This window comes from Pseudomonas sp. RG1 (assembly GCF_025910115.1).
In the GTDB taxonomy this organism is placed as follows: Bacteria; Pseudomonadota; Gammaproteobacteria; order Pseudomonadales; family Pseudomonadaceae; genus Aquipseudomonas; species Aquipseudomonas atacamensis.
Genome location: NZ_JAPCIK010000006.1, coordinates 215,020 through 241,650, shown reverse-complemented (window position 1 = coordinate 241,650; position 26,631 = coordinate 215,020). Strand labels below are relative to the sequence as shown.

25 protein-coding genes are annotated in these 26,631 nt (G+C 58.3%); 12 read left to right on the top strand and 13 right to left on the bottom strand.

What is annotated here, in order from left to right:
- The 4 genes from OK411_RS06160 to OK411_RS06145 all read left to right on the top strand — a co-directional run.
- A partial coding sequence (locus tag OK411_RS06160; protein WP_319636905.1) for an RHS repeat-associated core domain-containing protein occupies window positions 1-565 on the top strand: 565 nt, incomplete at its 5' end.
- Window positions 562-978 (top strand): hypothetical protein, encoded by a 417-nt coding sequence (locus tag OK411_RS06155; protein ID WP_136492022.1) that lies wholly within the window; start codon window positions 562-564, stop codon window positions 976-978. The genes OK411_RS06160 and OK411_RS06155, both read left to right, overlap by 4 nt.
- Window positions 979-1,323: 345 nt before the next feature.
- Window positions 1,324-1,611 (top strand): barstar family protein, encoded by a 288-nt coding sequence (locus OK411_RS06150; RefSeq protein WP_136492021.1) that lies wholly within the window; start codon window positions 1,324-1,326, stop codon window positions 1,609-1,611.
- 108 nt (window positions 1,612-1,719) lie between these two features.
- Complete coding sequence (locus OK411_RS06145; protein WP_136492020.1) at window positions 1,720-2,064, top strand: hypothetical protein; 345 nt, start codon at window positions 1,720-1,722, stop codon at window positions 2,062-2,064.
- 125 nt (window positions 2,065-2,189) lie between these two features.
- On the opposite strand, the gene OK411_RS06140 is transcribed toward OK411_RS06145, so the two are convergent.
- A complete protein-coding gene (locus OK411_RS06140) occupies window positions 2,190-2,912 on the bottom strand; it encodes a tellurite resistance TerB family protein (protein ID WP_136492019.1) in 723 nt (240 codons plus the stop codon).
- Between the two features lie 294 nt (window positions 2,913-3,206).
- Here OK411_RS06140 and ydcS point away from each other — a divergent pair, with 294 nt between their 5' ends.
- The 5 genes from ydcS (at window position 3,207) to OK411_RS06115 (ending at window position 8,885) form a co-directional block, all read left to right on the top strand.
- Complete coding sequence (gene ydcS, locus OK411_RS06135) at window positions 3,207-4,358, top strand: putative ABC transporter substrate-binding protein YdcS (protein WP_136492018.1); 1,152 nt, start codon at window positions 3,207-3,209, stop codon at window positions 4,356-4,358.
- 147 nt (window positions 4,359-4,505) lie between these two features.
- A complete protein-coding gene (locus tag OK411_RS06130) occupies window positions 4,506-5,543 on the top strand; it encodes an ABC transporter ATP-binding protein (RefSeq protein ID WP_136492017.1) in 1,038 nt (345 codons plus the stop codon).
- Window position 5,544: 1 nt separating this feature from the next.
- Window positions 5,545-6,480, top strand: coding sequence for an ABC transporter permease (locus OK411_RS06125; RefSeq protein ID WP_136492016.1), 936 nt, complete (start codon window positions 5,545-5,547; stop codon window positions 6,478-6,480).
- Window positions 6,470-7,294, top strand: coding sequence for an ABC transporter permease (locus tag OK411_RS06120; RefSeq protein ID WP_264364577.1), 825 nt, complete (start codon window positions 6,470-6,472; stop codon window positions 7,292-7,294). Before OK411_RS06125 ends, OK411_RS06120 begins: the two co-directional genes overlap by 11 nt.
- Before the next feature lie 166 nt (window positions 7,295-7,460).
- The gene (locus tag OK411_RS06115) at window positions 7,461-8,885 is read left to right on the top strand and encodes a gamma-aminobutyraldehyde dehydrogenase (RefSeq protein ID WP_136492014.1); all 1,425 of its coding nucleotides are present in this window, start codon (window positions 7,461-7,463) and stop codon (window positions 8,883-8,885) included.
- 249 nt (window positions 8,886-9,134) lie between these two features.
- Here OK411_RS06115 and OK411_RS06110 read toward each other — a convergent pair whose 3' ends face one another.
- On the bottom strand, window positions 9,135-9,320 hold the full coding sequence (locus OK411_RS06110) for a hypothetical protein (RefSeq protein WP_016771524.1): 186 nt from the start codon (window positions 9,318-9,320) through the stop codon (window positions 9,135-9,137).
- A gap of 403 nt (window positions 9,321-9,723) precedes the next feature.
- On the opposite strand from OK411_RS06110, the gene OK411_RS06105 reads away from it, so the two are divergent.
- Complete coding sequence (locus tag OK411_RS06105) at window positions 9,724-11,352, top strand: glucan biosynthesis protein D (RefSeq protein ID WP_071174494.1); 1,629 nt, start codon at window positions 9,724-9,726, stop codon at window positions 11,350-11,352.
- Window positions 11,353-11,530: 178 nt separating this feature from the next.
- Here the strand turns inward: OK411_RS06105 and OK411_RS06100 are convergent, their stop codons facing one another.
- From OK411_RS06100 to OK411_RS06090, 3 genes are all read right to left on the bottom strand, one after another.
- Window positions 11,531-12,637 carry an NADH:flavin oxidoreductase/NADH oxidase gene (locus OK411_RS06100; protein ID WP_039759093.1) on the bottom strand — a complete coding sequence of 369 codons (1,107 nt, stop codon included), beginning with the start codon at window positions 12,635-12,637 and terminating at the stop codon, window positions 11,531-11,533.
- 255 nt (window positions 12,638-12,892) lie between these two features.
- Window positions 12,893-14,602 (bottom strand): single-stranded-DNA-specific exonuclease RecJ, encoded by a 1,710-nt coding sequence (gene recJ / locus OK411_RS06095; RefSeq protein WP_016771527.1) that lies wholly within the window; start codon window positions 14,600-14,602, stop codon window positions 12,893-12,895.
- A gap of 54 nt (window positions 14,603-14,656) precedes the next feature.
- Window positions 14,657-15,199, bottom strand: a complete 543-nt coding sequence (locus OK411_RS06090) for a YaeQ family protein (protein ID WP_083366913.1) — start codon at window positions 15,197-15,199, stop codon at window positions 14,657-14,659.
- Window positions 15,200-15,345: 146 nt separating this feature from the next.
- On the opposite strand from OK411_RS06090, the gene OK411_RS06085 reads away from it, so the two are divergent.
- Window positions 15,346-16,545 carry a CaiB/BaiF CoA transferase family protein gene (locus OK411_RS06085; protein ID WP_264364576.1) on the top strand — a complete coding sequence of 400 codons (1,200 nt, stop codon included), beginning with the start codon at window positions 15,346-15,348 and terminating at the stop codon, window positions 16,543-16,545.
- 222 nt (window positions 16,546-16,767) lie between these two features.
- Here the strand turns inward: OK411_RS06085 and OK411_RS06080 are convergent, their stop codons facing one another.
- From OK411_RS06080 to xerD, 7 genes are all read right to left on the bottom strand, one after another.
- A complete protein-coding gene (locus tag OK411_RS06080) occupies window positions 16,768-17,049 on the bottom strand; it encodes a DUF3509 domain-containing protein (RefSeq protein WP_016771530.1) in 282 nt (93 codons plus the stop codon).
- Window positions 17,050-17,211: 162 nt separating this feature from the next.
- Window positions 17,212-17,619: a response regulator gene (locus tag OK411_RS06075; RefSeq protein WP_016771531.1), complete on the bottom strand. Its 408-nt coding sequence runs from the start codon at window positions 17,617-17,619 to the stop codon at window positions 17,212-17,214.
- A gap of 117 nt (window positions 17,620-17,736) precedes the next feature.
- Window positions 17,737-19,110, bottom strand: a complete 1,374-nt coding sequence (locus OK411_RS06070) for a transporter substrate-binding domain-containing protein (protein ID WP_264364575.1) — start codon at window positions 19,108-19,110, stop codon at window positions 17,737-17,739.
- Between the two features lie 120 nt (window positions 19,111-19,230).
- Complete coding sequence (gene thrC / locus OK411_RS06065) at window positions 19,231-20,640, bottom strand: threonine synthase (protein WP_024011723.1); 1,410 nt, start codon at window positions 20,638-20,640, stop codon at window positions 19,231-19,233.
- Window positions 20,641-20,747: 107 nt separating this feature from the next.
- A complete protein-coding gene (locus tag OK411_RS06060) occupies window positions 20,748-22,052 on the bottom strand; it encodes a homoserine dehydrogenase (protein WP_024011722.1) in 1,305 nt (434 codons plus the stop codon).
- Window positions 22,053-22,183: 131 nt separating this feature from the next.
- A complete protein-coding gene (gene dsbC, locus OK411_RS06055; protein ID WP_016771534.1) occupies window positions 22,184-22,915 on the bottom strand; it encodes a bifunctional protein-disulfide isomerase/oxidoreductase DsbC in 732 nt (243 codons plus the stop codon).
- Between the two features lie 365 nt (window positions 22,916-23,280).
- Window positions 23,281-24,177 (bottom strand): site-specific tyrosine recombinase XerD, encoded by an 897-nt coding sequence (gene xerD / locus OK411_RS06050; protein WP_024011721.1) that lies wholly within the window; start codon window positions 24,175-24,177, stop codon window positions 23,281-23,283.
- A 108-nt stretch (window positions 24,178-24,285) separates the two neighbouring features.
- Between xerD and OK411_RS06045 the strand changes: the two genes are divergently transcribed.
- Entirely contained in the window at window positions 24,286-26,094 is a 1,809-nt protein-coding gene (locus OK411_RS06045) for a cation:proton antiporter (RefSeq protein ID WP_136492008.1), read from the top strand.
- Window positions 26,095-26,257: 163 nt separating this feature from the next.
- Here the strand turns inward: OK411_RS06045 and rplS are convergent, their stop codons facing one another.
- Complete coding sequence (gene rplS / locus OK411_RS06040) at window positions 26,258-26,608, bottom strand: 50S ribosomal protein L19 (protein ID WP_003175895.1); 351 nt, start codon at window positions 26,606-26,608, stop codon at window positions 26,258-26,260.
- Window positions 26,609-26,631: the final 23 nt, after the last annotated feature.

Sequence of the window (26,631 nt, the reverse complement as noted above, 5' to 3'; positions counted from 1 at the left end):
GGCGCTGGATGTCAGCGAAATTGATAACCCGTTGCGCTTCCAGGGTCAGTATTTCGACGCCGAGACAGGCTTACATTACAACCGCCACCGCTACTACAATCCGGGGACTGGACGGTTCTTGACGCCGGACCCGATCAAGCTTGCGGGTGGGTTGAACAGCTACCAGTACGTGCCTAACCCTACGGGGTGGGTGGATCCGTTGGGGCTGGTGTGTAAACAGACAAAGGGTGCCACTCCGAAAAAGCCTCCGCAAAAAACGACCCCGCCCGAGGTTGGCGAGACACTTAAATTTGAGCATTTCGAGCAAGCGCGCAATAAGGCACTTGAATGGCTTGAAAGCAATGGATTCAAAGCAGAAAAGCCAACCATTGGGAAGTTTGGGACAAATGCCGGGAAGGTTGTAGGCATGCAAACCGCTGACGGCAAGACTGGCTATCGAATCGAATATGATGAAAGAAGCGGCGCACATATAAACGTTTGGTCAGGAAAAAAGCCAGCACCACATTACCTTTTCAATGCAAGCGAAAAAACCGTATTAAAATTACTAAAGGCATTTAAAAAATGAGCTACTTCGACGAAGAACTTGAGAAAGAATTGTTAGAATCCAGCATTAACTACATGAAACTTAACAATGATGCGCATGACAACGCCGTCTCACATATCAATGGAAATTTTCCGTTTATTGGATCAAAAATTGCTTGGAGCTCACTCCCCAACAGCACATCGCATTCAAAAAACACTATAAACAAAGCCATTGAAGCAATTTCAGAAAAAGCAAAAGATCTCAAAATAACTGAGATTACCTTTATCGGCGACTCGCTAACAGAGAATGCTTACAAATTCCACACCGCCGATCTTAAAAAAATAATGATGATATTTTCTGAAATACCGCAACACACCTATTTTTTCTCCGAGCAGTTTAGTTTGATAGGTTGCATAAGCAGCGAGGGCGAAATCAATTTTAGCGAGACCACTTAAACATGACACATAGCAGAAAAACAGGGAAAATCGATTTTCTATTGAAATAAATCCGCCCCCATTTGCGCCATTCAATCAGAGAAAACAAATATAAAAACAGGATATTCACACTCATCATCGAAGATACTCTGAAAGCACTCACAAACATTGAATTTACCTTGATTTATCTACAAAAAATGGGAAGTTACTATAGCGACAAACCGGTTAAAGAATATCAAAAACTGCAACCGAGCTCATTAACATGATACGTCACTCAGCGACCAATCCAAGATCAAAAAATCATCAGCGAAAAATTTTCCCCAATTATGAAACTGTCAGCCCAATAGGAAAGTGGAAATAACCTGAATGATAATTGAACTTGACGGCCTATCCATTTCTTCCGAGCAAGATTTCCATAAGCGTATAGCTTTTGCATTTTCCGTGGCTCAGTACTATGGAAACAACCTAAACTCTCTGTGGGATTTGCTCAGTACGGACGTGGAGCGCCCGATTGAAATAGTATGGAAAAATTCGAAAGAATCTGAACAAAGCATGGGTGAAACGTTTAAAAAAATAATAGCTATATTCGAGCGAACAAAAAATCAGGACATATCCCTGGGCTTAGATGAGAAATTCGAATACAAATTAAAGTAAAAAAAATTGATACTTGCCAGCGCATTTATTCAACGCTGCAGTGAGCACGATTATCGTTTGAATGATCAGAGCAAAGTATTCACGAATGCAAAGATTTGAAGAGACCCAATGAGATCAAAACTCGAATACAAGCTCCAACCTATCAGAGTACCAAGCGGCTGGACAATAACAATCAACAATCTGTTTGAGATGGATCTGACACCGGAGACTTGCAACTGGTTCTCTAGTTCGGTACTGATCGGAGGAGTCCGCCAGAGTACCGGCCATTGCTTTGACACGAGAGTCGAGCCCGAAGGGGATCCCGACGGAGAGTTTGTGATCGACATGCTAACGATCGAATACGATAAAAGAGGTAATCCGATTAAAAACTCCGAAATTTTTCTATCTGAATTCAGGACCAACAGCAAAATCGAATTTATTGAAAAAATTGAAGAGTTTATGATGGAGACTTGAGTACAATCGCTGCTCAACAATGGAACAGATTTAAAACAGCTTTCCAAGCTCAATCTTTATTGAAGCGTCATTAGGCGACTCAGGAAAAATCGCAGCACAACACTGCGATTTCTCACCCCATAGAATCAATCGGCAGCCAACCGCACCTGCCTCTCCAACTCCACCTTCAACCCCGGCTCCAATTTCAACTGCCGTGCCAGTTCATCCAAATAGCTCTTCTCCATAAAATTCTCCTCATCCACCAGCATCACACTGGCGATGTACATCTCCGCCGCCATTTCCGGCGTGCTCGCCGCGCGGGCGACGTCGGTGGGGTCGAGGGGTTTGTTGAGTTCGGCGTGGAGCCAGTGTTGCAGTTCCTGATCGTTGTCGAGCTTCGTGAATTCGCCTTCGATCAGTTCGCGCTCGCGCTCGTCGATGTGGCCGTCGGCTTTGGCGGCGGCGACCAAGGCTTTGAGGATTGCCTGGCTGTGCTGCTCGACTTGAGCGGGTGGCAAGCGGTCGAGGGTTTGCGGTTCGCGTTGGGGTGCGCTGCCTTTTTGGGCGTTGTAGTTGCCGTAGGCCTTGTAGGCCAGTACGCCCAGCGCAGCGAGGCCGCCGTAGATCGCGACTTTGCCGCCGACCTTGCGGACCTTTTTATTGCCGAGCAGCAGGCCCATCGCGCCTGCGGCCAATGCGCCGCCACCCGCGCCGGAGAGCAGGCCGCCGAGGCCGCTGGAGCCAGACGAGCCACCGAGCAAGCCGCCAAGCCCGCTGGCAGCCGATTTGCTGGAAGCGCCGCCAGTCTTGTTCTGCAGCATTTCCTGCCCGGACTTGAGCAGTTGATCGAGCAATCCACGGGTGTTCATGTTCCGTCTCCAAACTTGGGTTATCCGGATCTAAGGCCCTCAGCCTAGTTCGAAAGTGCCCGGACCCGCCCCGCGAGTGTGCTTCGAGATGTTGCTCGCGCTCTGGATTGAAGTGCGCAGCTGACCTTGGAAAAACCCATCTACACTTCAGCCGGGCGAAACAATATCCGCCGCCGTAATCGAGATCGCCCGCCCCGCTTCGGCCTTCTGACTACGCTGATAACAAGCCGCCAACGGCATGCTGCACCGCGTTCACAACTGCCCCGACCATAATATGAAAAAGAGGGATCAACCATGTTCGTGCACAAGACCGCACTGCTCAGTGCAATCACCACGGCCATCCTGGCCAGCGCCAGTTTGCAGGCCGCCGAGCCGTTGAAGGCTGTCGGCGCTGGCGAAGGTCAGCTGGATATCGTGGCGTGGCCGGGTTACATCGAACGTGGCGAGAGCGACAAGGCCTACGACTGGGTCAGCGGTTTCGAGAAGGAAACCGGCTGCAAGGTCAACGTCAAGACAGCGGCGACCTCCGATGAAATGGTCAGCCTGATGGCCAAGGGCGGGTATGACCTGGTCACTGCGTCCGGTGATGCGTCGCTGCGGTTGATCGCCGGCAAGCGTGTGCAGCCGATCAATACCGCGTTGATCCCGAGTTGGAACACCCTCGACCCGCGCCTCAAGGATGCGCCGTGGTACGTGGTCAACAGCCAGACTTATGGCACACCGTACCAGTGGGGTCCGAACGTGTTGATGTACAACACCAATGTGTTCAAGACACCGCCGACCAGTTGGAACGTGTTGTTCGACGCGCAGAATTTTCCCGACGGCAAGCCGAACAAGGGTCGTGTGCAGGCGTATGACGGGCCGATCTATATTGCCGACGCAGCCTTGTATCTGAAGACCGCCAGGCCGGAACTGGGCATCGACGACCCGTATCAGCTTACCGAAGCGCAGTACAAAGCCGTGCTCGATCTATTGCGCGCGCAGCAGCCGCTGATTCACCGCTACTGGCACGACACCACGGTGCAGATGAGCGATTTCAAAAACGAAGGTGTGGTCGCATCCAGCGCCTGGCCGTATCAGGTCAACGGCCTGATCAACGAGAAGCAGCCGATCGCCTCGACTATCCCCAAAGAAGGCGCCACCGGCTGGGCCGACACCACCATGTTGCACGCCGAGGCCAAGCATCCGAACTGCGCGTACAAGTGGATGGACTGGTCGCTGAAGCCGAAAGTCCAGGGTGATGTGGCGGCGTGGTTTGGTTCGTTGCCGGCGGTGCCAGCAGCGTGCAAGGAAAGCGAGCTGCTCGGTGCTGAGGGCTGCAAGACCAATGGTTTTGATCAGTTCGACAAGATCGCTTTCTGGAAAACCCCACAGGCTGAGGGCGGCAAGTTCGTACCGTATAGCCGCTGGACGCAGGACTACATCGCGATCATGGGCGGCCGTTAAAGTCTCTTCGCGAGCAGGCTCGCTCCCACATTGGATTGTATTCCTCCTGTGGGAGCGAGCCTGCTCGCGAAGCTCTTAAGATTCAGGTTTTCCAGCAGTAAGGCCGAGCAGGCGCGACAGCCCTCGCCTTTTGGGGAGCAACACAACATGCCACTTGCAGTCCAGTTCACCAACGTGTCCCGGCAGTTCGGTGAGGTGAAGGCCGTTGACCGGGTTTCCATCGACATCGAGGACGGTGAGTTCTTTTCCATGCTCGGCCCCTCGGGTTCGGGCAAAACCACTTGCCTGCGCCTGATTGCCGGTTTTGAGCAACCGAGCGCCGGATCGATCCGCATCCACGGCGCCGAAGCGGCCGGTTTGCCGCCATATCAACGTGACGTCAACACAGTGTTTCAGGACTACGCGCTGTTCCCGCACATGAACGTGCTTGATAACGTCGCCTACGGTTTGAAGGTCAAAGGTGTCGGCAAGGCCGAACGTCACAAACGTGCCGAAGAAACCCTGGACATGGTCGCCCTCAGTGGTTACGGCGCGCGCAAACCGGTGGAGTTGTCCGGTGGCCAGCGCCAGCGTGTCGCCCTCGCCCGCGCTCTGGTCAATCGCCCGCGCGTGCTGTTGCTCGATGAGCCGCTCGGTGCGCTGGATCTGAAACTGCGCGAACAGATGCAAAGCGAACTGAAGAAACTGCAACGCCAGCTCGGCATCACTTTTATCTTCGTCACCCATGATCAGACCGAAGCGCTGTCGATGTCCGATCGCGTCGCCGTGTTCAACGACGGCCGCATCGAACAGGTCGACACGCCGCGCAATCTGTACATGAAGCCGACCACCACTTTCGTCGCTGAATTCGTCGGCACTTCGAACGTGATCCGTGGCGATCTGGCGCTGCACATCAGCGGTCATTCGCAAGCGTTTTCGATCCGCCCGGAACACGTGCGTTTCGCCGATGGCCCGCTCGCCAGCGACGAAATCGAAGTCAGCGGCCTGCTCCACGACATCCAGTATCAGGGCAGCGCCACGCGTTATGAACTGAAGCTGGAAAACGGCCAGAACCTGAGCATCAGCCACGCCAACAATCAATGGCTCGACAGCAGCGCGCAACATCAGACGGGGCAGCGACTGAGTGCGCGCTGGGCACGGGAAGCGATGGTTGAACTGCATGACAACGTGGCGAGCGAGGTGTGACATGAGCGCCCTCGCGACGACTTCGTCGCCATCGCTGCGCAGGTTTTCCAACCTGCTCTATCGCAAGCCCAACCTGTACCTGTCGATGCTGCTGGTGCCGCCGCTGCTGTGGTTCGGCGCGATCTATCTCGGCTCGTTGCTGATGCTGTTGTGGCAGGGTTTCTACACCTTCGACGACTTCACCATGGCGGTCACGCCGGACCTGACGCTGGCCAATTTTGCCGCGCTGTTCCAGCCGTCGAACTTTGACATCATCCTGCGCACGCTGAGCATGGCCATCGTCGTCTCGATCGCCAGCGCCATCTTTGCATTTCCGATCGCCTACTACATGGCGCGCTATACCACGGGCAAGACCAAGGCGTTTTTCTACATCGCGGTGATGCTGCCGATGTGGGCCAGTTACATCGTCAAGGCTTACGCGTGGACGCTGCTGCTGGCCAAGGGCGGCGTGGCGCAATGGTTCGTTCAGCACCTGGGTCTGGAGCCGCTGTTGCAGATGGTTCTGGGGATTCCCGGAGTTGGTGGCAGCACCTTGTCGACCTCGCATCTGGGGCGGTTCATGGTGTTCGTCTACATCTGGCTGCCGTTCATGATCCTGCCAATCCAGGCCTCGCTGGAGCGTTTGCCGCCGTCGCTGTTGCAGGCCTCCGCAGACCTTGGCGCCAAACCGCGTCAGACCTTTATGCAAGTGATCTTGCCTTTGTCGATTCCGGGAATTGCGGCGGGTTCGATCTTCACTTTTTCGCTGACCCTGGGCGACTTCATCGTGCCGCAACTGGTCGGCCCGCCGGGCTACTTCATTGGCAGCATGGTGTACGCGCAGCAAGGGGCGATTGGCAATATGCCAATGGCGGCGGCGTTTACGCTGGTGCCGATCGTGCTGATTGCGGTTTACCTGGCCATCGTCAAACGTCTGGGGGCCTTCGATGCGCTCTGAATCTTCATCCCAAGGGCATGCTTCTATAGGTTTGCGCGTCGCAGCCTGGGGCGGGCTGGTGTTTTTGCATTTCCCGATCCTGATCATCTTCCTCTATGCCTTCAACACAGAAGACGCGGCGTTCAGTTTTCCGCCGAAGGGCTTCACGCTGCACTGGTTCAGCGTGGCGTTTTCCCGGCCGGATGTACTGGAAGCGATCAAGCTGTCATTGCAGATCGCAGCCATCGCCACGTTGATCGCCATGGTGCTCGGCACACTCGCCTCGGCCGCGTTGTACCGGCGCGATTTCTTCGGCAAGCAAGGCATATCGCTGATGCTGATTTTGCCGATCGCGTTGCCGGGGATCATCACCGGGATCGCCTTGCTGGCGACGTTCAAGTCGCTGGGCATTGAGCCGGGGATGTTCACCATCATCGTCGGCCATGCGACCTTCTGCGTGGTGATCGTCTACAACAACGTTATCGCTCGCCTGCGCCGCACTTCACACAGTTTGATCGAAGCGTCGATTGATCTCGGCGCCGACGGCTGGCAGACCTTCCGCTACATCATCCTGCCGAACCTCGGCTCGGCGTTGCTCGCGGGTGGCATGCTGGCGTTTGCGTTGTCGTTCGATGAAATCATCGTCACCACATTCACCGCCGGGCATGAACGCACGTTGCCGTTGTGGCTGCTCAATCAGTTGAGCCGCCCACGGGATGTGCCGGTGACCAATGTCGTGGCGATGCTGGTGATGATCGTGACGATGTTGCCGATTCTCGGCGCGTATTACTTGACGCGAGGGGGCGAGAGCGTGGCGGGGAGTGGCGGGAAATGAATATCTGACAGACACCGTTTTCCCTTGTGGGAGCGAGCCCGCTCGCGAAGTGGCCGGCACATCCAACGTTGATGTCGACTGACACAGCGCTTTCGCGAGCAGGCTCGCTCCCACAGGGTCCCGGTTTATTCAGGAAAACCACAGTTGCTGTAAAGAGGACAAACCCATGCAAACCAGACTCTTGATCAACGGCCAACTGGTCGACGGCGAAGGCCCGGCGCAGCCGGTGCTCAATCCTGCGCGGGGCGAAATACTGGTGGAGATCAACGAAGCCAGCGAAGCCCAGGTCGATGCCGCCGTGCGTGCCGCCGACAACGCCTTTGTCGAGTGGTCACAAACCGCGCCGAAAGACCGCTCGCTGCTTTTGCTCAAACTCGCCGATGCCATCGAAGCCCATGGCGAGGAACTGGCGAAACTGGAATCCGACAACTGCGGCAAACCCTACAGCGCCGCGCTCAACGACGAGATTCCGGCGATTGCCGACGTGTTCCGCTTCTTCGCCGGCGCCAGTCGTTGCATGGGCGGTTCGGCCGCTGGCGAATACTTGCCCGGGCATACCTCGATGATTCGCCGCGATCCGGTTGGTGTAATCGCCTCCATCGCACCGTGGAACTACCCGCTGATGATGGTCGCCTGGAAAATCGCTCCGGCGTTGGCTGCCGGTAATACGGTGGTGCTCAAACCGTCGGAACAAACTCCGCTGACCGCGTTGCGTCTGGCCGAACTGGCGTCGGAAATCTTCCCGGCCGGCGTGCTCAATCTGGTATTCGGTCGCGGTCCTACGGTGGGCAGTCCACTGGTGAATCATCCGAAAGTGCGCATGGTTTCCCTGACCGGTTCGATCGCCACCGGCGCCAACATCATTTCCAGCACCGCCGATAGCGTCAAACGCATGCACATGGAACTTGGCGGCAAAGCGCCGGTAATCATCTTTGACGATGCCGATATCGACGCGGCGGTGGAAGGTATACGTACCTTCGGCTTCTACAACGCCGGTCAGGATTGCACCGCTGCGTGCCGGATCTACGCACAGCAAGGCATCTACGACATGTTCGTCGAAAAGCTCGGCGCGGCGGTCAGCAGCATCAAGTACGGCTTGCAGGACGATCCGTCGACCGAACTCGGCCCATTGATCACCGCGCAACATCGCGACCGTGTTGCCGGGTTCGTCGAACGCGCCGTGGCACAACCGCACATTCGCCTGATCACTGGTGGTAAATCTGTCGACGGCGATGGTTTCTTCTTCGAACCAACCGTATTGGCCGACGCGCAGCAGGATGACGAAATCGTCCGCCGTGAAGTATTCGGGCCGGTGGTTTCAGTGACGAAATTTACCGATGAAGCACAGGCGCTGGAGTGGGCCAACGATTCGGACTACGGCCTGGCGTCATCCGTGTGGACTTGCGATGTGGGACGCGCGCATCGTCTGTCGGCGCGCTTGCAGTACGGCTGCACATGGGTGAATACGCACTTCATGCTCGTCAGTGAAATGCCCCACGGCGGTCAGAAACTGTCCGGCTACGGCAAAGACATGTCTATGCTCGGGCTGGAGGACTACACCACGGTTCGGCATGTGATGTTCAAGCACTAGGATCCAGAAACTTCGCGAGCAGGCTCGCCCCCACATCTGATCTCTATTCCCTGTGGGAGCGAGCCTGCTCGCGAAAGTGTCACCTCGGCTCCAGAACGGAAACCGGCTCTACGAAGCATTTTTGCCTCGGCACCTTCACCAAAACAAAAACGCTTAAAGCAACTAGCGTCGGCATCGTCGATGCCGACGCTGGCAGGTTGAATAAATGGGCGACTGCAAAAGCCAAAAGGCTCTCACTGTGCCCTTACGCTAAAACCGCGAAACACTCCGCATCGCATCCACCAGATAGCGCATGGCGATCCGGTCGCTTTCCGATAGCTCTCGATAACGTTCCACCAGCTTCAATTCCTCGGAATTGAGACGGCGTCTTCTGCGCCCGCCGCCCAAGCAAGGGAAGATGCCTAACATTTCGGTGATGCCCTGTATTTTTGCCATGGACGATGTCCTTCTCTATTGAGTCAAGAAACTGCTGAACCTCACATCGCCCTGCCTCTTCGAGCAGCGTCGTGTGCCCCGCCGGCACGAAGGCTTGTATCCGGTCTTGCCCATAGAATAGGAATTAAATCGGCGTTGAAAAGTGGTTTTTAGAGTAATTAATCGAAAAAAGCAGATATGCCCTCTAAATCAGAGAGCCCTGTCAGAAAAATTACAGACATGTCTTGTTTCATTGCCAGATGACGCAACGCAAACAAGCCTTTTTGCCCGACAATCGAACCGATTAAGCTAGCGGGCATCTGTTTATAGTCCGTTGCGTTTGGCCGAAGGCATGACCGAACCGTAATTTCCGATCCGACAGGTGCCAGGAACGGCGCTGGATTGCACACGACAGGTTGTATTTATGCACCGCAGGAATTTGCTCAAAGCGTCCATGGCCATTGCGGCCTATACCGGTCTTTCCGCGTCGGGTCTGTTGGCCGCTCGCGCCTGGGCGGCCAATGGTGGCGCCGCCGATGGCGAGGCCCAGGCTTTCGATTTCGAAGCGTTGAAGCGTCAGGCCAAGCAGCTCGCCGGCAATGCCTATCAGGATACGAAACAGGTGTTGCCGCCAACCCTGGCGACCATGACTCCGCAGAATTTCAACGCGATCCGCTACGACGGCGAGCATTCCTTGTGGAAGGAAAACAAAGGTCAGCTGGACGTGCAGTTTTTCCACGTCGGCATGGGTTTCCGTCAGCCGGTGCGCATGTACAGCGTTGATCCGAAGACGCGCATGGCGCGCGAGGTGCATTTCCGCCCGGCGCTATTCAATTATGAGAACACTTCGGTCGACACCCAGCAGCTCAAGGGCGATCTGGGTTTTGCCGGCTTCAAACTGTTCAAGGCACCGGAGCTGGATCGGCATGACGTGGTGTCGTTTCTCGGCGCCAGCTATTTCCGTGCGGTCGATGCTACTGGCCAATATGGCCTCTCCGCGCGCGGCCTGGCCATTGATACCTACGCGAAGAAGCGCGAAGAGTTTCCCGACTTCACCAAGTTCTGGTTCGAGACGCCGGACAAGAACGCCACGCGTTTTGTGGTCTACGCCCTGCTCGACTCGCCGAGCGCCACTGGCGCGTATCGCTTCGACATCGACTGCCAGGCCGAGCGCGTGGTGATGGAAATCGACGCGCACATCAACGCGCGTACCACCATCGAACAACTGGGCGTGGCGCCGATGACCAGCATGTTCAGCTGCGGCACCCACGAACGGCGCATGTGCGACACCATTCACCCGCAAATCCACGACTCCGATCGCCTGGCAATGTGGCGTGGCAATGGCGAGTGGATCTGCCGTCCGTTGAACAACCCGGCGACGCTGCAATTCAACGCATTTGCCGACAAGGACCCGAAGGGTTTCGGCCTGGTGCAGACCGACCACGAATTCGCCAACTATCAGGACACTGTCGACTGGTACAGCAAGCGCCCGAGCCTGTGGGTAGAACCGACAACCGCCTGGGGCGAAGGCTCTATCGATCTGCTGGAAATTCCTACGACCGGCGAGACGCTGGATAACATCGTCGCGTTCTGGACGCCGAAGAAACCCGTGGCTGCCGGTGATTCGCTGAACTACGGATACAAGCTGTACTGGAGCGCGCTGCCACCGGTCGGCACGCCACTGGCGCGAGTGCACGCGACGCGTTCGGGCATGGGCGGTTTCACCGAGGGCTGGGCGCCGGGTGAGCACTACCCGCCAGTCTGGGCGCGCCGTTTTGCCGTCGACTTCACCGGTGGCGGCCTTGAGCGCCTGCCACAGGGCACCGGGATCGAGCCAGTGATTACCTGTTCCAACGGCAAGGTGCAGGACTTCAGCGTGCTGGTGCTGGATGACATCAAGGGTTATCGGATCCTGTTCGATTGGTACCCGACCAATGACAGCGTCGAGCCAGTGGAACTGCGCCTGTTCATTCGCACCAATGACCGCACGTTGAGCGAGACCTGGTTGTACCAGTACTTCCCGCCGGCGCCGGACAAGCGTAAATACCCTTGAGGTTCTAAGGCGGCTGTTCTGGCGTCATTCGCGAGCAGGCTCGCTCCCACAGAGGTCCGCATTCCTACCGTGGGAGCGAGCCTGCTCGCGAAGAGGCCCGCCTGGACAACGCAAATTTCTGCCGAATAGAAAAGCCCCGACCATCACCGGCTCGGGGCTTTTGTTCTTCAGCCTTCAATCAATCACGCAAATCCGACTCATGAATGGGCTGATCCCGATGGGTCGCGCGCTGATACTGCGCCGGCCACACTGCTTTGCGCCCACCCAGATCATCGTCGGCGTGCAGCGGCCAGTACGGATCGCGCAGCAGCTCTCGGGCGAGGAAAATGATATCGGCCTGACAGGTACGCAGAATGTGCTCGGCCTGGGCAGGCTCGGTAATCATGCCGACAGTGCCGGTGGCAATGCCTGACTCTTTGCGTACCCGCTCGGCAAAGCGCGTCTGATAACCGGGTCCGACCGGAATTTCCGCGTTTGCAGCTGTCCCTCCTGAAGACACGTCAATGAGATCGGCGCCCAGCGTGTGAAGGCGACGCGCCAGTTCCACGGTTTCGTCCGGATTCCAGCCGTCTTCGACCCAATCGGTCGCCGAGACGCGGACAAACACTGGCAGTTCCTCCGGCCATACCGCCCTCACCGCTTCAGTGACTTGCAGCACCAGGCGAATGCGATTTTCGAACGAACCACCGTACTGATCGCGGCGTTGATTGCTCAGCGGCGAGAGAAACTGATGCAGCAGATAGCCATGCGCGGCATGCACTTCAACCACGCTGAACCCCGCCGTCAGCGCGCGTTTGGCCGCGTCGACAAAGGCCTGGATCACTTCGGCGATCTGCCCTTCATCGAGCTGTTTCGGCTGGGTGTGCTGCGGATCGAAAGCAATCGGCGATGGCCCGACCGGGGTCCAGCCGCCATCCTCGGGTTTGACACTGCCATGCTTGCCGATCCACGGCCGGTGGGTGCTGGCCTTGCGCCCGGCGTGGGCCAGCTGAATGCCGGCGACCGCGCCCTGGGCGGTGATGAAGCGAGTGATGCGTTGCAGCGGTTCGATCTGTTCGTCGTTCCACAGGCCAAGGTCTTCGGCGGTGATACGCCCGTCGGCGGTAACCGCCGTGGCTTCGGTGAAAACCAGACCGGCACCGCCCACCGCGCGGCTGCCCAGGTGCACCAGGTGCCAGTCGTTGGCCAGGCCATCGACGCTGGAGTACTGGCACATCGGCGACACGGCGATGCGGTTGGGCAGGGTCAGTTGGCGCAGGGTAAAGGGTTCAAGCAGCAGACTCATGGGGCACCTCTCGAATCAGTGGGCAGGCTCCAGGGTTCTGTTTGAAAAGTCGACGAGTGACAGAAAAAGGGTGCAGCGCCCGCCCCCGCGGGCAAAAATTCGACAAGACGTCACAAGGCCAATCAAGCAGTGCTTAGAGCCTAGTCGACAACCGGGGATCTTGGAGGGTTCCAGAAAAGATCGCAGCCTTCGGCAGCTCCAACAGAGGAATGCGATCCCCTGTAGGAGCTGCCGAAGGCTGCGATCTTTTGATCTTCAGCGCGGTTCGATATGAGCAATCATCAACTGCACAGTCTCGTTGCCACGAAACTCGTTAACGTCGAGCTTGTAAGCCAGTTCAACCCATTGAATCGTCGGGTTCGGCCACACATCGCGATCAATGCCAAACGCGATGCCATCGAGCTTCACCGAACCGCATTCGCTTTTCAGCACCACTTTCAAATGCCGTTCGCCAACCACGCGCTGCTCGACCAACTGAAACACGCCATGGAACAGCGGCTCCGGAAAGTGCTGCCCCCATGGCCCGGCATGGCGCAAGGCGCGGGCCAGTTCGAGGTGGAACTCTTCGACGGCCAGCGTGCCGTCCGACAACATGCGCCCGGTGAGGTCTTCTTCGCGAAGTTGCCTACGTACTTCAGCGTCGAATGCCTCGGCGAACAGCGGAAAATTCTCCTGCGGCAAGGTCAGACCAGCGGCCATCGCGTGGCCACCGTACTTGGCGATCAGGTTCGGATGCTGCGCCGCGACCACACTCAGCGCATCGCGAATATGGAAGCCCTGCACCGAGCGACCGGAGCCCTTGAGCAGACCATCACCGGCATCGGCGAAAGCAATGGTCGGGCGGAAATAGCGCTCTTTCATCCGCGAGGCGAGGATGCCGATCACACCCTGGTGCCACTCCGGGTCGAACAGGCACAGACCGAACGGCATCGACTCGACCGGCAGATCCTTGAGCTGCGCCAGCGCTTCACGCTGCATGCCCTGCTCGATGGATTTGCGATCCTGGTTCATGCCGTCCAGTTGCGCAGCCATTTCCCGCGCCAGATTGGCGTCGGCGGTGAGCAGGCATTCGATGCCCAGGCTCATGTCGTCCAGACGCCCGGCGGCGTTCAGGCGAGGGCCGACAATAAAACCCAGGTCGGTGGAAGTGATCCGCGCAGCCTCTCGCTTGGCGACTTCGAGGATCGCCTTGATCCCCGGCCGCGCCCGGCCGGCACGAATCCGCTCCAGCCCTTGATGCACAAGAATGCGGTTGTTGGCATCCAGCGGCACCACGTCGGCGACGCTGCCCAGCGCCACGAGATCGAGCAGTTCGCCGATGTTCGGTTGCGGTTTGCTCTCGTACCAGCCAAGGCTGCGCAGGCGTGCGCGCAAGGCCATCAACACATAAAAAATCACCCCGACGCCAGCCAGCGCTTTGCTCGGAAACTCGCAGCCTGGCTGATTCGGATTGACCAGCGCATCAGCCTGCGGCAGTTCATCGCCGGGCAAGTGGTGGTCGGTGATCAAAACCTTCAGTCCGGCGCGCTTGGCCGCCGCGACGCCTTCGACGCTGGAGATGCCGTTATCGACGGTGATCAATAGTTGTGGTTCACGGGTCAGCGCGACCTCGACGATTTCCGGCGTCAGGCCATAGCCGTATTCGAAACGGTTCGGCACCAGATAATCGACATGCGCCGCGCCCAACAGGCGCAGGCCGAGCACACCGACCGTGCTGGCGGTGGCGCCGTCCGCATCGAAGTCGCCGACGATCAAAATGCGCTGGCGTTGCTCCAATGCCGTCACCAGCAGGTCAACAGCCGCATCAATGCCTTTGAGCTGCTGGAACGGGATCAAGCGCGCCAGACTTTTGTCCAGCTCCGCTTCCGATTGCACGCCCCGCGCCGCGTACAGGCGGGTCAGCAGTGGCGGCAGATCACCGAGGAAAGGCAACGTGGCAGGCAATTGACGAGGTTCGATACGCATGGGGCGACGGAGGCTTCTCTTTGATTCGTGGGAAATATCAGCGGTGTCGCGACCTCAGCCGCGCTCACCTTGCAGCCATTGCAACTGGACTTCGTGCTGACCGCGATCGTCGGTGACGAAGATCGTGCCTTCGCTGATCATCACGTCCCACTTGATGACGCGCGGCATGTCCTTGGCCAGGGTCTCCAGCACTTCCTGCGGGACGGCGGCGATGTTGACGTTTTTCAGGTTCTTGATCGCCGGGATCACCTTGGTTTCCCACACACGCAGGCTGCCGTAGGCCAGCAGGCTGGTGCGTTCGGTGCGGCGCGAGCACCAGGTCAGGCGATCGACATCCGGCTGGCCGACTTCGATCCAGTGCAGGACACGGTCGTCCAGGCTCTTTTCCCACAAGGCCGGTTCATCCACGTCTGACAGACCACGGCCGAACGACAGCTGCTCGTTGTACCAGAGCGCGTAGGCCAGCAGCCGCACGGTCATGCGTTCTTCGGTTTCCGAAGGATGACGGGCGATGGTCTGCTTGACGCTCTCGTAGACGCTGCGGTCGAGGTCGGTGAGGTTCAGTTCGAATTTGTAGGTAGTGGACGGCTGGGCCATGAACGGGCTTCTTGATACGAGGAAAGTCGGCAAGTCTAACCGATGCCACAGGCAATCAACGAATTGATGGCGATCGAGCTGCGGCGTCTGACAGCCGGCTATGTTAAAACCCTGTATCCGTTCAGCCTTGTCCTACAGGATTTCGCATGCCGTTCACCAGCAAACCGCTCTCGGGTCTGAAAGTCATTGAATTGGGTACGCTGATCGCCGGGCCGTTTGCCTCGCGCATTTGCGGCGAATTCGGCGCCGAAGTGATCAAGATCGAGTCGCCGGACGGCGGCGATCCCCTGCGCAAGTGGCGCAAATTGTACGAAGGCACCTCGTTGTGGTGGTTTGTCCAGGCGCGCAACAAGAAGTCGCTGACCCTCAATCTGAAACACCCCGACGGTTTGGCGATCCTGAAACAACTGCTGGGCGAAGCCGACATCCTCATCGAGAATTTCCGCCCCGGCGTCCTGGAAAAACTAGGTCTGAGCTGGGAAACCCTGCACGCGCTGAACCCGAAACTGGTGATGGTGCGCCTGTCCGGTTTCGGTCAGACCGGGCCGATGAAGGACCAGCCGGGTTTCGGTGCGGTCGGCGAATCCATGGGCGGCCTGCGGTACATCACCGGTTTCGAAGATCGGCCACCGGTGCGTACCGGGATTTCCATCGGTGATTCGATTGCCGCGCTGTGGGGCGTGATCGGTGCGCTGATGGCGCTGCGTCATCGCGAGGTCAACGGCGGACTGGGCCAAGTGGTCGACGTTGCGCTGTATGAAGCTATCTTCGCGATGATGGAAAGCATGGTGCCGGAGTTCGACGTGTTCGGTTTCATCCGCGAGCGCAGCGGCAACATCATGCCGGGCATCACGCCCTCTTCGATCCACACCAGCGCCGACGGCAAACATGTACAGATCGGTGCCAATGGTGATGCGATCTTCAAACGCTTCATGCTCGTGATTGGCCGCGAAGATCTTGCCAACGACCCACTGCTGGCCAGTAACGACGGGCGCGACAGTCGCCGGGACGAGTTGTATGGCGTGATTGATCGCTGGGTCAATTCCTTACCACTGCAGACTGTTCTCGACTTGCTCAATCAGGCCGACGTACCGGTCAGCCGGATCTTCAGCGCCGAGGACATGTTCAACGATCCGCAATATCTGGCGCGAGAGATGTTCCTGCATGCCAAGCTGCCGGACGGCAAGGACTTCAAGATGCCCGGCATCGTGCCGAAACTTTCCGAAACCCCTGGTTCATCCCAATGGGTCGGGCCGCAGTTGGGCGAACACAATGCGCAGGTGCTTGGCGATCTGGGCTACGACGCGGCGCAAATCGCTCGCCTGCGCGAAGACGGAGCCATCTGAGCAGCGCCGGGCGCTTCGGTTTTTCAAGCAACAAGCCGCGCACTGCGCAAACGCCGGGCAAAAGAAACCCCGAGAAGTGGGGAGACGACTCGGGGTTAAACGGGGTCTGCTTCGAGACCCGTAGCAGCAAGCGACAAGCACCGGAGCACAATGCTTGATCTCGCTGTTATGGGGTCTGACTGACAGGGATGCAGGAAGGTTCCCGCAAAAAATATTTCATCTTTACAGGGCCGGACGCTTGTCCAGAGCTGCATTGCGCAACGCCGCAATCACGCAGGGTTCCAACCGCCCTTCGGCGATCATCACGTCACGGTGCAGGCCGTCCACCACGTCGGTCAGCAAGCGCTTGTCGCTCAACTGGGCCTGATTGAATTCGCGTTCCACCACAATGGCGCCGCTGCTGTTCTTCAGCGTCACCAGACATTCACCATGGCTGCCGCGAGGGGTCAGCGTCACCTGATACGGGCTCAGAGCCTCACCGAGCAATAGACTGATACTTTCCATCTCGATCTCCACTCAATAGTCCGAAAACACAGTGCCTGGGGCGTGTTCACATTAAATGACCACCGGCCCGAGAAGAAAGTTCTGCCTGTCGCGTCCCAACCTTGCGGGTCCGCGTCTGACAGAGCATGCACGGCGAAGATGACAGAAAAATATTCGCCGGTTTCAGGCCTCGATGAGCTCCTGCGGGGTGATCAGATAACTGTCCAGCAGACCTCTCATCAACACCGCCGAAACCGGCGTTTGCAGCCGTCCCAGCAGGCGCAGGCGTTGCTGGCGGAGCAGCGGCTCCAGATCACTCATCAAACTCTGCGCGACCGAGCCCAGCAGAATCAGGGCACGCGCCTCATGGTGCGCCGCCAGGTGATGAATCAAAGCCAGCCCATCGCCACCCTTGAGCTGCGGATCGCAGATGGCGATATCGACCGCGCCGCGATGCCCCAGTGAACTCAAGGCTGACGCCAGCGAAGGCGCGGTCAATACATCGTAGATGCCGATGGCATTGAGCATTTGATGCAATGCCATCAGCTGGAACGGGTTGGGTTCAAGAATCAGGACTTTAAGCGAGCGCATGGGCGACCTCTGGAGCGATCATCGCGGACTCTCACCGCAGTTGTCGTTCACTCTAGGGCAGGCGTCTTAAGCCTCCCATCAGAAAAGTAGCCGCGTCTTGCAGGACATTTCCCTTCTTTACTGCAGACAGCGACACCCGCTCTCGGTCCTGCGCTGAGTGATATCGGTCCAGCCACCCAACAGGCCGCGCAATTTACCGTCACCGCTGTAAAACGGCACGGTCCACTGATACACCTCGCGACACCCGCCCTTGAACAGCAGCTGTCGTTTGCTGAAGCGCGACTTGCGGGTCTGCAACTGGGCGATGAATTCATCGTGCAGCATCCGCGCGGTGGTTTCCGGAAACGCATCGACTTCGATCAGCAGGCGCCCCTGCATCTGGTCCAGGCGCACCGACAGTGCTTCCTCGTAACTGCGATTGCAGATGATCAAGCGCCCGTGCAGATCACGGACAAACACCGGATCCGGCATCGAATCGATCAGGGCGTGCTGAAAGGCCAGTTGATCACCCAGCTCCTTTTCCGCTGCGCAGCGCAGCTTGATTACGGCTGCCAGACGCCTGTTCCACACCAGCGACAGCATTCCGAAAACGCCGATTACCCCCATCGCCCAACATGCCCACTCGACCAGCCGTTCCCAAACGGAGGGCACGGGCGGCGGCGAAACGCCTGCCAGCCACTTGAGACGCATCGCCCGCAACTCCGCCGCAGGGAACGCTTCCAGCGCCTTGTTGAGAATACTCAGTAGTTGCGGTATGCCTTTTCGTACAGCCAGATGATCGGCTTCCCACTTGCCCTCTACCAGGGCACCGACCTTGAGCATGCCCAACGGATAGAGCTGCGCGCCGATTTCGTTTTCGATGGTTGCGTAGGCTTCACCGCTCTCGACCAGCGCCCGCGCTTCGGCGTAGGTTTTCACCGAGCGTATTTCAATCGACGGATAATCGCGCCGAATCCCATCCTCCAGGGCATGACGGGCGGGCAGCACCAGAACGCGCTTGGCCAGTTGCTCGAAAGACTCCACCCGCGGGGTATTGGCATGTCCGACAAAAACCCAGCCTGCCCCTCCAAAAGCATGACTGAAATCGAGAAACGCCTTGCGATCATCACTCATGGCCAAGGTCGTACTGATGTCCGCGACCCCGCTTTGCAGGCGATCGAGCATATGGTCGGTAGAGAACGATTCCTGGTGCTCGAATTGCAGGCCGGTCATTGCGCTGACGCGCTTGAGCACATCGTTGTTCAGACCGCTCCACTGGCCATGTTCGTCCTGAAACAGGTACAACGGATATTGCACCGATGCCACCGTCACTCTGGGGTTGTCACGTATCCATTGCTGCTCGTGCGCATCCAGCTCGATAGCCTGGACACTGGCTGACGCATTGGCCTGATCGAGTGCCATTTGCGCTGCCACGCCGCTGTGTGTCCACCCCAGCACCGCCAACAAAAACAACCAGCCCAGTGCCGGTTTCAAACCTCTGTAAAACAGCATTGCCATTTCCTTCGTGATCGACTCACCCGTCCTTCGTGGGTGAAAACCCGAGCAGTGTGGCAGCAGAAACAAAAAAGCCCGTCAGGAGACGGGCTTCAAAATGTGACAGCTTTTACTGGCTTAGAGTGGCTTGCCGCGGTTGCCATGCTGGCTGACAAAGGCTTGCACGGCTTTCAGGTCGTTTGGCAGAACCGTGCAGCGCTCGTTTCGCTCAAACAAATCAGAAAGATGAGCAGGTAGTTCGAGCGCTTTTCCTACACCCGCTTTCTCCACTGCCTCAGGAAACTTGACCGGATGGGCAGTACCCAGAATGACCATCGGGATATCCAGGCTGCGACGGCATTCGCGCGCGGCTTTCACACCGATGGCAGTGTGCGGGTCGAGCACCTCACCGGTTTGCTCGTAGACGTCGGCGATGGTTTCGCAGGTCTGCGCATCGTCCACCGCCAGCGAATCGAACAGCTTGCGTGCTTCGGTCCAGCGCTCTTGCTCGACGCTGAAACTGCCGTCCTTTTTGAACGAGTCCATCAGGCCGGCAATCGCCGCACCGTTACGCCCGTGCAGGTCGAACAGCAGGCGCTCGAAGTTCGACGACACCATGATGTCCATCGACGGCGACAGCGTTGCGTGCAGGGTTTCCTTGACGTACTGGTTGCCGCTCATGAAGCGGTGCAGGATGTCGTTGCGGTTGGTCGCGACGATCAACTGGTTGATCGGCAGGCCCATGTTGCGCGCCAGGTAACCGGCGAAGATGTCGCCGAAGTTACCGGTCGGTACCGAGAACGACACCGAACGCGCCGGACCGCCCAACTGCAGGGACGCATGGAAGTAGTAAACGATCTGGGCCATGATCCGCGCCCAGTTGATCGAGTTCACCGCCACCAGACGCGTGCCTTTGAGGAAGCTCTGGTCGGCGAAGCTGTTCTTGACCATTTCCTGGCAGTCATCGAAGTTGCCTTCGATGGCGATGTTGTGGATGTTCTCGCCGAAGATCGTTGTCATCTGCCGACGCTGCACTTCCGATACGCGCTGATGCGGGTGCAGGATGAAAATGTCGACGTTTTCGCAGTGCTTGCAGCCTTCGATGGCCGCAGAACCGGTGTCACCAGAGGTGGCACCGACAATCACCACGCGCTCGCCGCGCTTTTCCAGCACGTAATCGAGCAGGCGACCGAGCAGTTGCAGGGCGAAGTCCTTGAACGCCAGGGTCGGGCCGTGGAACAGCTCAAGCACCCATTCATTACCGTTCAACTGACGCAGTGGCGCAACGGCGCTGTGGGCGAACACACCGTAGGTTTCTTCGAGAATCTTCTTGAAATCGGCATCCGGAATGCTGCCAGTGACGAACGGACGCATCACCCGGAAGGCCAGTTCGTGATACGGCAGGCCGGCCCAGGAAGCGATTTCTTCCTGAGTGAAACGTGGCAGGTTTTCCGGGACGTACAGACCGCCATCGGTCGCCAGACCGGCCAGCAGGACCTCTTCGAAATTCAGGGCCGGGGCCTGGCCGCGAGTACTGATATATCGCATTTTTTTCAAACCTTCGGTTTGAGCTGCAAACTGCAAGCTGCAAGTCGCAAGTAAAAGCCAGACTGCTTCTCTCTTGCCACTTGCAGCTCGAAGCTTGCCGCTGCTTTTTAGTTCAAATGTTCGACACGGATCCGTACAACCGGGCCGTCGACGCCAGCCAGTGCTTCCAGCGCGGTGATCGCATCGTTGATGCGCTGCTCGACCACGCGGTGGGTCAGCAGGATCATCGGCACCAGGCCGTCATGCTCTTCGACTTCCTTCTGCATGATCGATTCGATATTGATGCCGCGCTCCGACAGGATGCTCGCCACCTGCGCCAGTACACCCGGATGATCCTTGGCGTGAATGCGCAGGTAGTAAGCGCTTTCGCACGCTTCGATCGGCAGGATCGGATGCGCCGACAGCGAGTCCGGCTGGAAGGCCAGGTGCGGCACACGGTTTTCCGGGTCGGAAGTCATCGCGCGAACCACGTCGACCAGGTCGGCGATTACCGAGGAAGCGGTCGGCTCCATGCCAGCGCCGGCACCGTAGAACAGCGTCGAACCGGCGGCGTCGCCGTTGACCATCACTGCGTTCATCACGCCGTTGACGTTGGCGATCAGGCGATCGGCCGGAATCAGCGTCGGGTGCACGCGCAACTCGATGCCGGCGTCAGTGCTGCGCGCCACGCCGAGGTGCTTGATGCGATAGCCCAGCGCTTCGGCGTAGTTGACGTCGGCGGTGGTCAGCTTGGTGATGCCTTCGGTGTACGCCTTGTCGAATTGCAGCGGAATACCGAAGGCGATAGACGCCAGAATGGTCAGCTTGTGCGCGGCATCGATGCCTTCGACGTCGAAGGTCGGGTCGGCTTCGGCGTAACCCAGCGCTTGCGCTTCGGCGAGTACGTCTTCAAACGTACGGCCCTTCTCGCGCATTTCGGTGAGGATGAAGTTGCCGGTACCGTTGATGATCCCGGCAACCCAGTTGATGCGGTTGGCGGACAGGCCTTCGCGGATCGCCTTGATCACCGGAATGCCACCGGCCACCGCCGCTTCGAATGCCACGATCACGCCTTTCTCGCGTGCCTTGGCGAAAATCTCATTACCGTGAACGGCTATCAGCGCCTTGTTCGCGGTGACCACATGCTTGCCATTCTCGATGGCCTTGAGTACCAGCTCGCGGGCAACGGTGTAGCCGCCCATCAGCTCTATGACGATGTCGATCTCAGGGTTCGTGGCCACTTCGAAGACATCGTTGGTAATCGCAATACCGGTCGTCTGGAACTGAGGCTTTGGCGTGCGCGTGGCAATTTGTGCCACTTCGATTCCACGCCCGGCACGACGAGCAATTTCCTCGGCGTTGCGCTGAAGTACGTTGAAGGTACCGCCACCGACGGTCCCTAACCCACAGATGCCTACTTTGACCGGATTCACTGTGAACTCCCCATGAAACGGCCGACACAGGGTCGGCCGGAAAACAACCGCGTGCTCGCGGCTCTCTGTTGATGGCCCGGCGCTGTTGCCGCCGGACCACGATCGTCAACGGTTGCCCGTGACGATGCGAATTACTTCGCGCCCAGCGCCAGTTTGGCGACTTGTGGCGCCGGCTGGTAGCCCGGAATGACCTGGCCGTCGGCCAAAACGATGGCCGGTGTACCGTTCACGCCGATCGACTGACCGAGGGCGAATTGCTTGGAAACCGGGTTATCGCACTTGGCGGCCTTGATTTCCTTGCCATCGACCATTTTGTCCATGGCGGCTTTCTTGTCTTTCGAGCACCACACTGCTTGCAGCTGCTCGTCACCCGGCGAATTCAGGCCCTGGCGCGGAAACGCCACGTAGCGCACTTCAATGCCGCGCTTGTTCAGCTCGGGCACTTCGGCGTGCAGTTTGTGGCAGTACGGGCAAGTGGTGTCAGTGAACACGGTGATGTGCGATTTGGTCTCGCCCACGGCCGGGTAGACAACGGTTTCGGCCACCGGGATGGCATTGATCAGTTTGGAAATGCCCAGGCGTTCGGTCTTCTCGGTCAGGTTGACCGGTTTGCCATTCGCCAGCTGATACAGGTTGCCCTGCACGATGTACTGGCCATCGGCGCTGGCGTACAGCACGCGGCTGCCTTTGAGTTTGACTTCGTACATGCCAGGCAACGGGCTGGCACTGATGCTCTCGACCGGAACCTCGAGTTCGAGTTTTTCCAGGCTTTGACGAATGGCTTTGTCAGCCGCGTCGTCGGCGACGGCAAAGGTGCTCACCAACGCAATGGCGGCGGCAGCGAAAATCTGGGTCAGACGCATGAGTACTCCTGAGGGCGGGCCAATGAAACGGTCAGAACGCCCGTGCGAAACACCGGGTCATAACCGTCCATCGTGCAAACCGGCAAAGCCTAACACATAAGGTCACGAGGGCCGAATGCGCCTGTCGCCACACACTCATGTGCAACTGACACATCTTCATGCTTGTACAACTGACCCACAACCACATGTGGCTGACACACATTATTGTGGCGAGGGAATTTATCCCCGATGGTTTGCGAAGCAGCCCTAAACCATCCACCGCGATCTTTCAGTCAAATCGAGCCAGCCGGGTTTGCGACTGCTGCGCAGCCGAACGGGGATAAATCCCCTCGCCACAGGTCAGTATTTCAACATTGTGGGATGTGTCAGCCGCGTGGGTGGTGTTTGGCGTGCAAGTCCTGCAAGCGGGCGCGGGCGACGTGGGTATAGATTTGGGTAGTGGAAAGGTCGCTGTGCCCGAGCAGCATCTGCACCACGCGCAAGTCCGCGCCGTGATTGAGCAGATGCGTGGCGAACGCGTGGCGCAAGGTGTGCGGCGACAGCGACTTGCTGATCCCGGCGACCTTGGCCTGATGCTTGATCCGATGCCAGAACGTCTGCCGGGTCATCTGCTCGCCGCGCTGACTGGGGAACAGCACATCGCTGGGGCGGCCACCGAGCAACTCGCCACGACCATCACGCATATAACGCTCGACCCAGACAATCGCCTCCTCGCCCATCGGCACCAGACGCTCCTTGCTGCCCTTGCCCATCACCCGCAATACGCCCTGGCGCAGGTTGACCTGCTCCAGCGTCAGGCTGATCAGTTCGGTCACGCGCAGGCCACAGGCATACAGCACTTCCAGCATCGCGCGGTCGCGCTGGCCGATGGCTTCGCTCAGATCCGGCGCCTTGAGCAGTGCTTCGACATCGGCTTCCGACAGCGACTTGGGCAACGGCCGCCCCAGTTGCGGCATGTCGACGCGCAACGTTGGGTCGACGCTGATCAGTTTTTCCCGCAACAGATAGCGATAAAAGCCACGCACCCCGGAGAGAAATCTCGCGGTGGAGCGCGGCTTGTAGTTTTGCTCCAGCCGCCACGCCAGGTGATCGAGGATCAATTCGCGGCCGGCATTGATCAGTTCGAGTTTTTTCTCCTGCAACCAGCCGTTGAACAGCGCGAGGTCACTGCGATAGGCGTCGCGGGTGTTGTCGGACAGGCCTTTCTCCAGCCATAAAGCGTCGAGGAATTGATCAATCAGCGGATGGTCGATGGCAGGCATGGATGCTCGGGGCAGGCAGTTTTTCACACTGCGCGCAAATAGACAGTGAACGACGGGAATGGCCGCTAGTCTTTCATAGCCAGCCAGATCAAGGAACAGGGAGCATCAATGAACGAGCAGCAAATTCTCTTGGCATTTGGCGGGATCGGCGCGGCGGCGCTGGGTTGTCAGTGGCTGGCATGGCGCCTGAAGCTGCCAGCCATTCTTTTTTTGCTGCTGACCGGCATTCTTGCAGGCCCGGTGTTGGGTTGGCTCGACCCGCAGGAAATGTTCGGCCCGCTGCTGATGCCACTGGTGTCGCTGGCAGTGGCGCTGATTCTGTTCGAAGGCAGCCTGACCCTGCACCTGTCGGAATGGAAAGAGATCGGCAGCGTCGTCCATCGACTGGTGACCCTCGGTGCGATTTCGACCTGGATCGTCATCGCGGTAGCCACGCATTTCCTGCTGGGCTTCGACTGGATGCTGGCGATTCTGTTTGGCAGCCTGACGCTGGTCACCGGTCCGACCGTAATCGTACCGATGCTGCGGGTGGTGCGGCCAAAAGCTTCGATTGCCAACATCCTGCGCTGGGAAGGCATCGTCATCGATCCGATCGGCGCTCTGCTCGCGGTCGTGGTGTACAGCTTCATCATCGCCAGCGCTGAAGGCCATGGCCTCAAGCAAAGCCTCTTCACCTTCGGCGGGGTGATTCTCTGCGGCACCGTGTTTGGTGTCGTCGGGGGTTGGCTGCTGGGGACGGTGATCCGGCGTCAGTGGCTGCCGGAATACCTGCACAATCTGGCCTCGCTGGCAGCGGTGCTGGCGATCTTCATCGGTGCCAACCAGGTGATGCATGAGTCCGGCCTGCTGGCGGTGACGCTGATGGGCATGTGGCTGGCCAACATGAAAGGCGTGGACGTGCGGCACATCCTGCACTTCAAGGAAAACCTCAGTGTATTGCTGATTTCCGGACTGTTCATCCTGCTCGCGGCGCGCCTGGACCTGAACGCTTTGATCGGTCTGGGGCCGCTGGTGTTGATTCTGCTGTTGGTGATCCAGCTGATCGCCCGTCCGTTGAATGTTTTGCTCAGCACCGCCGGTTCCAGTCTCAGCTGGCGTGAACGGGCGCTGCTGTGCTGGATCGCGCCGCGCGGAATCGTCGCTGCGGCTGTCTCGGCGATTTTCGCGATTCGCCTGGATGAATCCGGACATGAAGGCGCCCTGCTCCTGGTGCCGCTGACCTTTGCGGTAATCATCGGCACCGTGGTTTTGCAAAGCGCAACGGCTCGACCGCTGGCACGGCTGTTAAAGGTCGCCGAACCGGCGCCGAGCGGTTTTCTGATCGTTGGAGCCAATGGCCCGGCCCGTGAATTGGGCAAGTCGCTGCAGCAACTGGGCAGTCGCGTGCTACTGACCGATTCGAGCTGGGAGAATATCCGCGCGGCACGCATGGAAGGCTTGCCGACCTATTTCGGCAACCCGGCGTCGCAGCATGCCGACGCGCATCTGGATCTGGTGGGGTTGGGGCATTTGCTGGCGCTGTCACCGTCGGGCGAGCTGAACACATTGGCGGCAATGCGCTTTCGTCATGACTTCGGTCATCAGCGCCTGTTCGGTCTGGCCAGCGGCCATGAAAGCCGCCGCAGCGACAAGCACCGCGCAAGCCTGGAACACCGGGGCAATCAATTGGGCAGTGAGGCACTGACCTATTCGAAACTGGCCGGCCAGATGGGCCAGGGAGCGGAGCTTTACAGCACGACATTGACGGACGGCTTCGGATGGGAGGATTACCAAGCGCTGCACGGCAATCGCGCGACGCTGCTGTTCATGCGTGATGACAGCGGCTGGGTGCATGTGGTGACACCGGAAACGGCGTTGAAACCGGGGGCTGGGTGGACGTTGCTGGCGTTGATTCAACCGCAAGGTTCCAGCGCCTGATGGATCGATTCGCGAGCAGGCCCCACATTCGGACTTCTGTGGGAGCGAGCCTGCTCGCGAAGGCCGCGACTCGGTCACAGACAGACGAAGATCCTTGCAGCACAAATCCCGGGCAACAAAAAAGCAGCCCGTAGGCTGCTTTTTTCTGCATCGGAAGCTGGGCTTAAGCCAGTTTTTCCTTGATGCGTGCTGCTTTACCCGACAGGTCGCGCAGGTAGTACAGCTTGGCTTTACGTACGTCACCGCGACGTTTGACAGCCATGCTGTCGATCTGCGGGGAGTAGGTCTGGAAAGTACGTTCTACGCCAACACCGTTGGAGATTTTACGAACGGTGAACGCACTGTTCACGCCGCGGTTACGCTTGGCGATTACAACGCCTTCGAACGCTTGCAGACGGGAACGATCGCCTTCCTTCACTTTCACCTGAACGACAATAGTGTCGCCTGGGGCGAAGGTAGGGATTTCTTTGGTCATCTGCTCTGCTTCGAGTGCAAGGATGATTTTGTTGGTCATGCTGTGCTCCTAAGGTAAATCGT

Coding starts and splice junctions, on each gene's coding strand:
- OK411_RS06105 (WP_071174494.1), top strand. CDS start 9,724: ATGCACCGCAGGAATTTGCTCAAAGCGTCCATGGCCATTGCGGCCTAT.
- OK411_RS06070 (WP_264364575.1), bottom strand. CDS start 19,110: ATGCTGTTTTACAGAGGTTTGAAACCGGCACTGGGCTGGTTGTTTTTG.
- OK411_RS06155 (WP_136492022.1), top strand. CDS start 562: ATGAGCTACTTCGACGAAGAACTTGAGAAAGAATTGTTAGAATCCAGC.
- OK411_RS06145 (WP_136492020.1), top strand. CDS start 1,720: ATGAGATCAAAACTCGAATACAAGCTCCAACCTATCAGAGTACCAAGC.
- OK411_RS06110 (WP_016771524.1), bottom strand. CDS start 9,320: ATGGCAAAAATACAGGGCATCACCGAAATGTTAGGCATCTTCCCTTGC.
- OK411_RS06150 (WP_136492021.1), top strand. CDS start 1,324: ATGATAATTGAACTTGACGGCCTATCCATTTCTTCCGAGCAAGATTTC.
- xerD (WP_024011721.1), bottom strand. CDS start 24,177: ATGCCTGCCATCGACCATCCGCTGATTGATCAATTCCTCGACGCTTTA.
- OK411_RS06120 (WP_264364577.1), top strand. CDS start 6,470: ATGCGCTCTGAATCTTCATCCCAAGGGCATGCTTCTATAGGTTTGCGC.
- OK411_RS06045 (WP_136492008.1), top strand. CDS start 24,286: ATGAACGAGCAGCAAATTCTCTTGGCATTTGGCGGGATCGGCGCGGCG.
- OK411_RS06140 (WP_136492019.1), bottom strand. CDS start 2,912: ATGAACACCCGTGGATTGCTCGATCAACTGCTCAAGTCCGGGCAGGAA.
- OK411_RS06100 (WP_039759093.1), bottom strand. CDS start 12,637: ATGAGTCTGCTGCTTGAACCCTTTACCCTGCGCCAACTGACCCTGCCC.
- OK411_RS06090 (WP_083366913.1), bottom strand. CDS start 15,199: ATGGCCCAGCCGTCCACTACCTACAAATTCGAACTGAACCTCACCGAC.
- rplS (WP_003175895.1), bottom strand. CDS start 26,608: ATGACCAACAAAATCATCCTTGCACTCGAAGCAGAGCAGATGACCAAA.
- OK411_RS06080 (WP_016771530.1), bottom strand. CDS start 17,049: ATGGAAAGTATCAGTCTATTGCTCGGTGAGGCTCTGAGCCCGTATCAG.
- ydcS (WP_136492018.1), top strand. CDS start 3,207: ATGTTCGTGCACAAGACCGCACTGCTCAGTGCAATCACCACGGCCATC.
- OK411_RS06125 (WP_136492016.1), top strand. CDS start 5,545: ATGAGCGCCCTCGCGACGACTTCGTCGCCATCGCTGCGCAGGTTTTCC.
- dsbC (WP_016771534.1), bottom strand. CDS start 22,915: ATGCGTCTGACCCAGATTTTCGCTGCCGCCGCCATTGCGTTGGTGAGC.
- OK411_RS06085 (WP_264364576.1), top strand. CDS start 15,346: ATGCCGTTCACCAGCAAACCGCTCTCGGGTCTGAAAGTCATTGAATTG.
- recJ (WP_016771527.1), bottom strand. CDS start 14,602: ATGCGTATCGAACCTCGTCAATTGCCTGCCACGTTGCCTTTCCTCGGT.
- OK411_RS06130 (WP_136492017.1), top strand. CDS start 4,506: ATGCCACTTGCAGTCCAGTTCACCAACGTGTCCCGGCAGTTCGGTGAG.
- OK411_RS06115 (WP_136492014.1), top strand. CDS start 7,461: ATGCAAACCAGACTCTTGATCAACGGCCAACTGGTCGACGGCGAAGGC.
- thrC (WP_024011723.1), bottom strand. CDS start 20,640: ATGCGATATATCAGTACTCGCGGCCAGGCCCCGGCCCTGAATTTCGAA.
- OK411_RS06075 (WP_016771531.1), bottom strand. CDS start 17,619: ATGCGCTCGCTTAAAGTCCTGATTCTTGAACCCAACCCGTTCCAGCTG.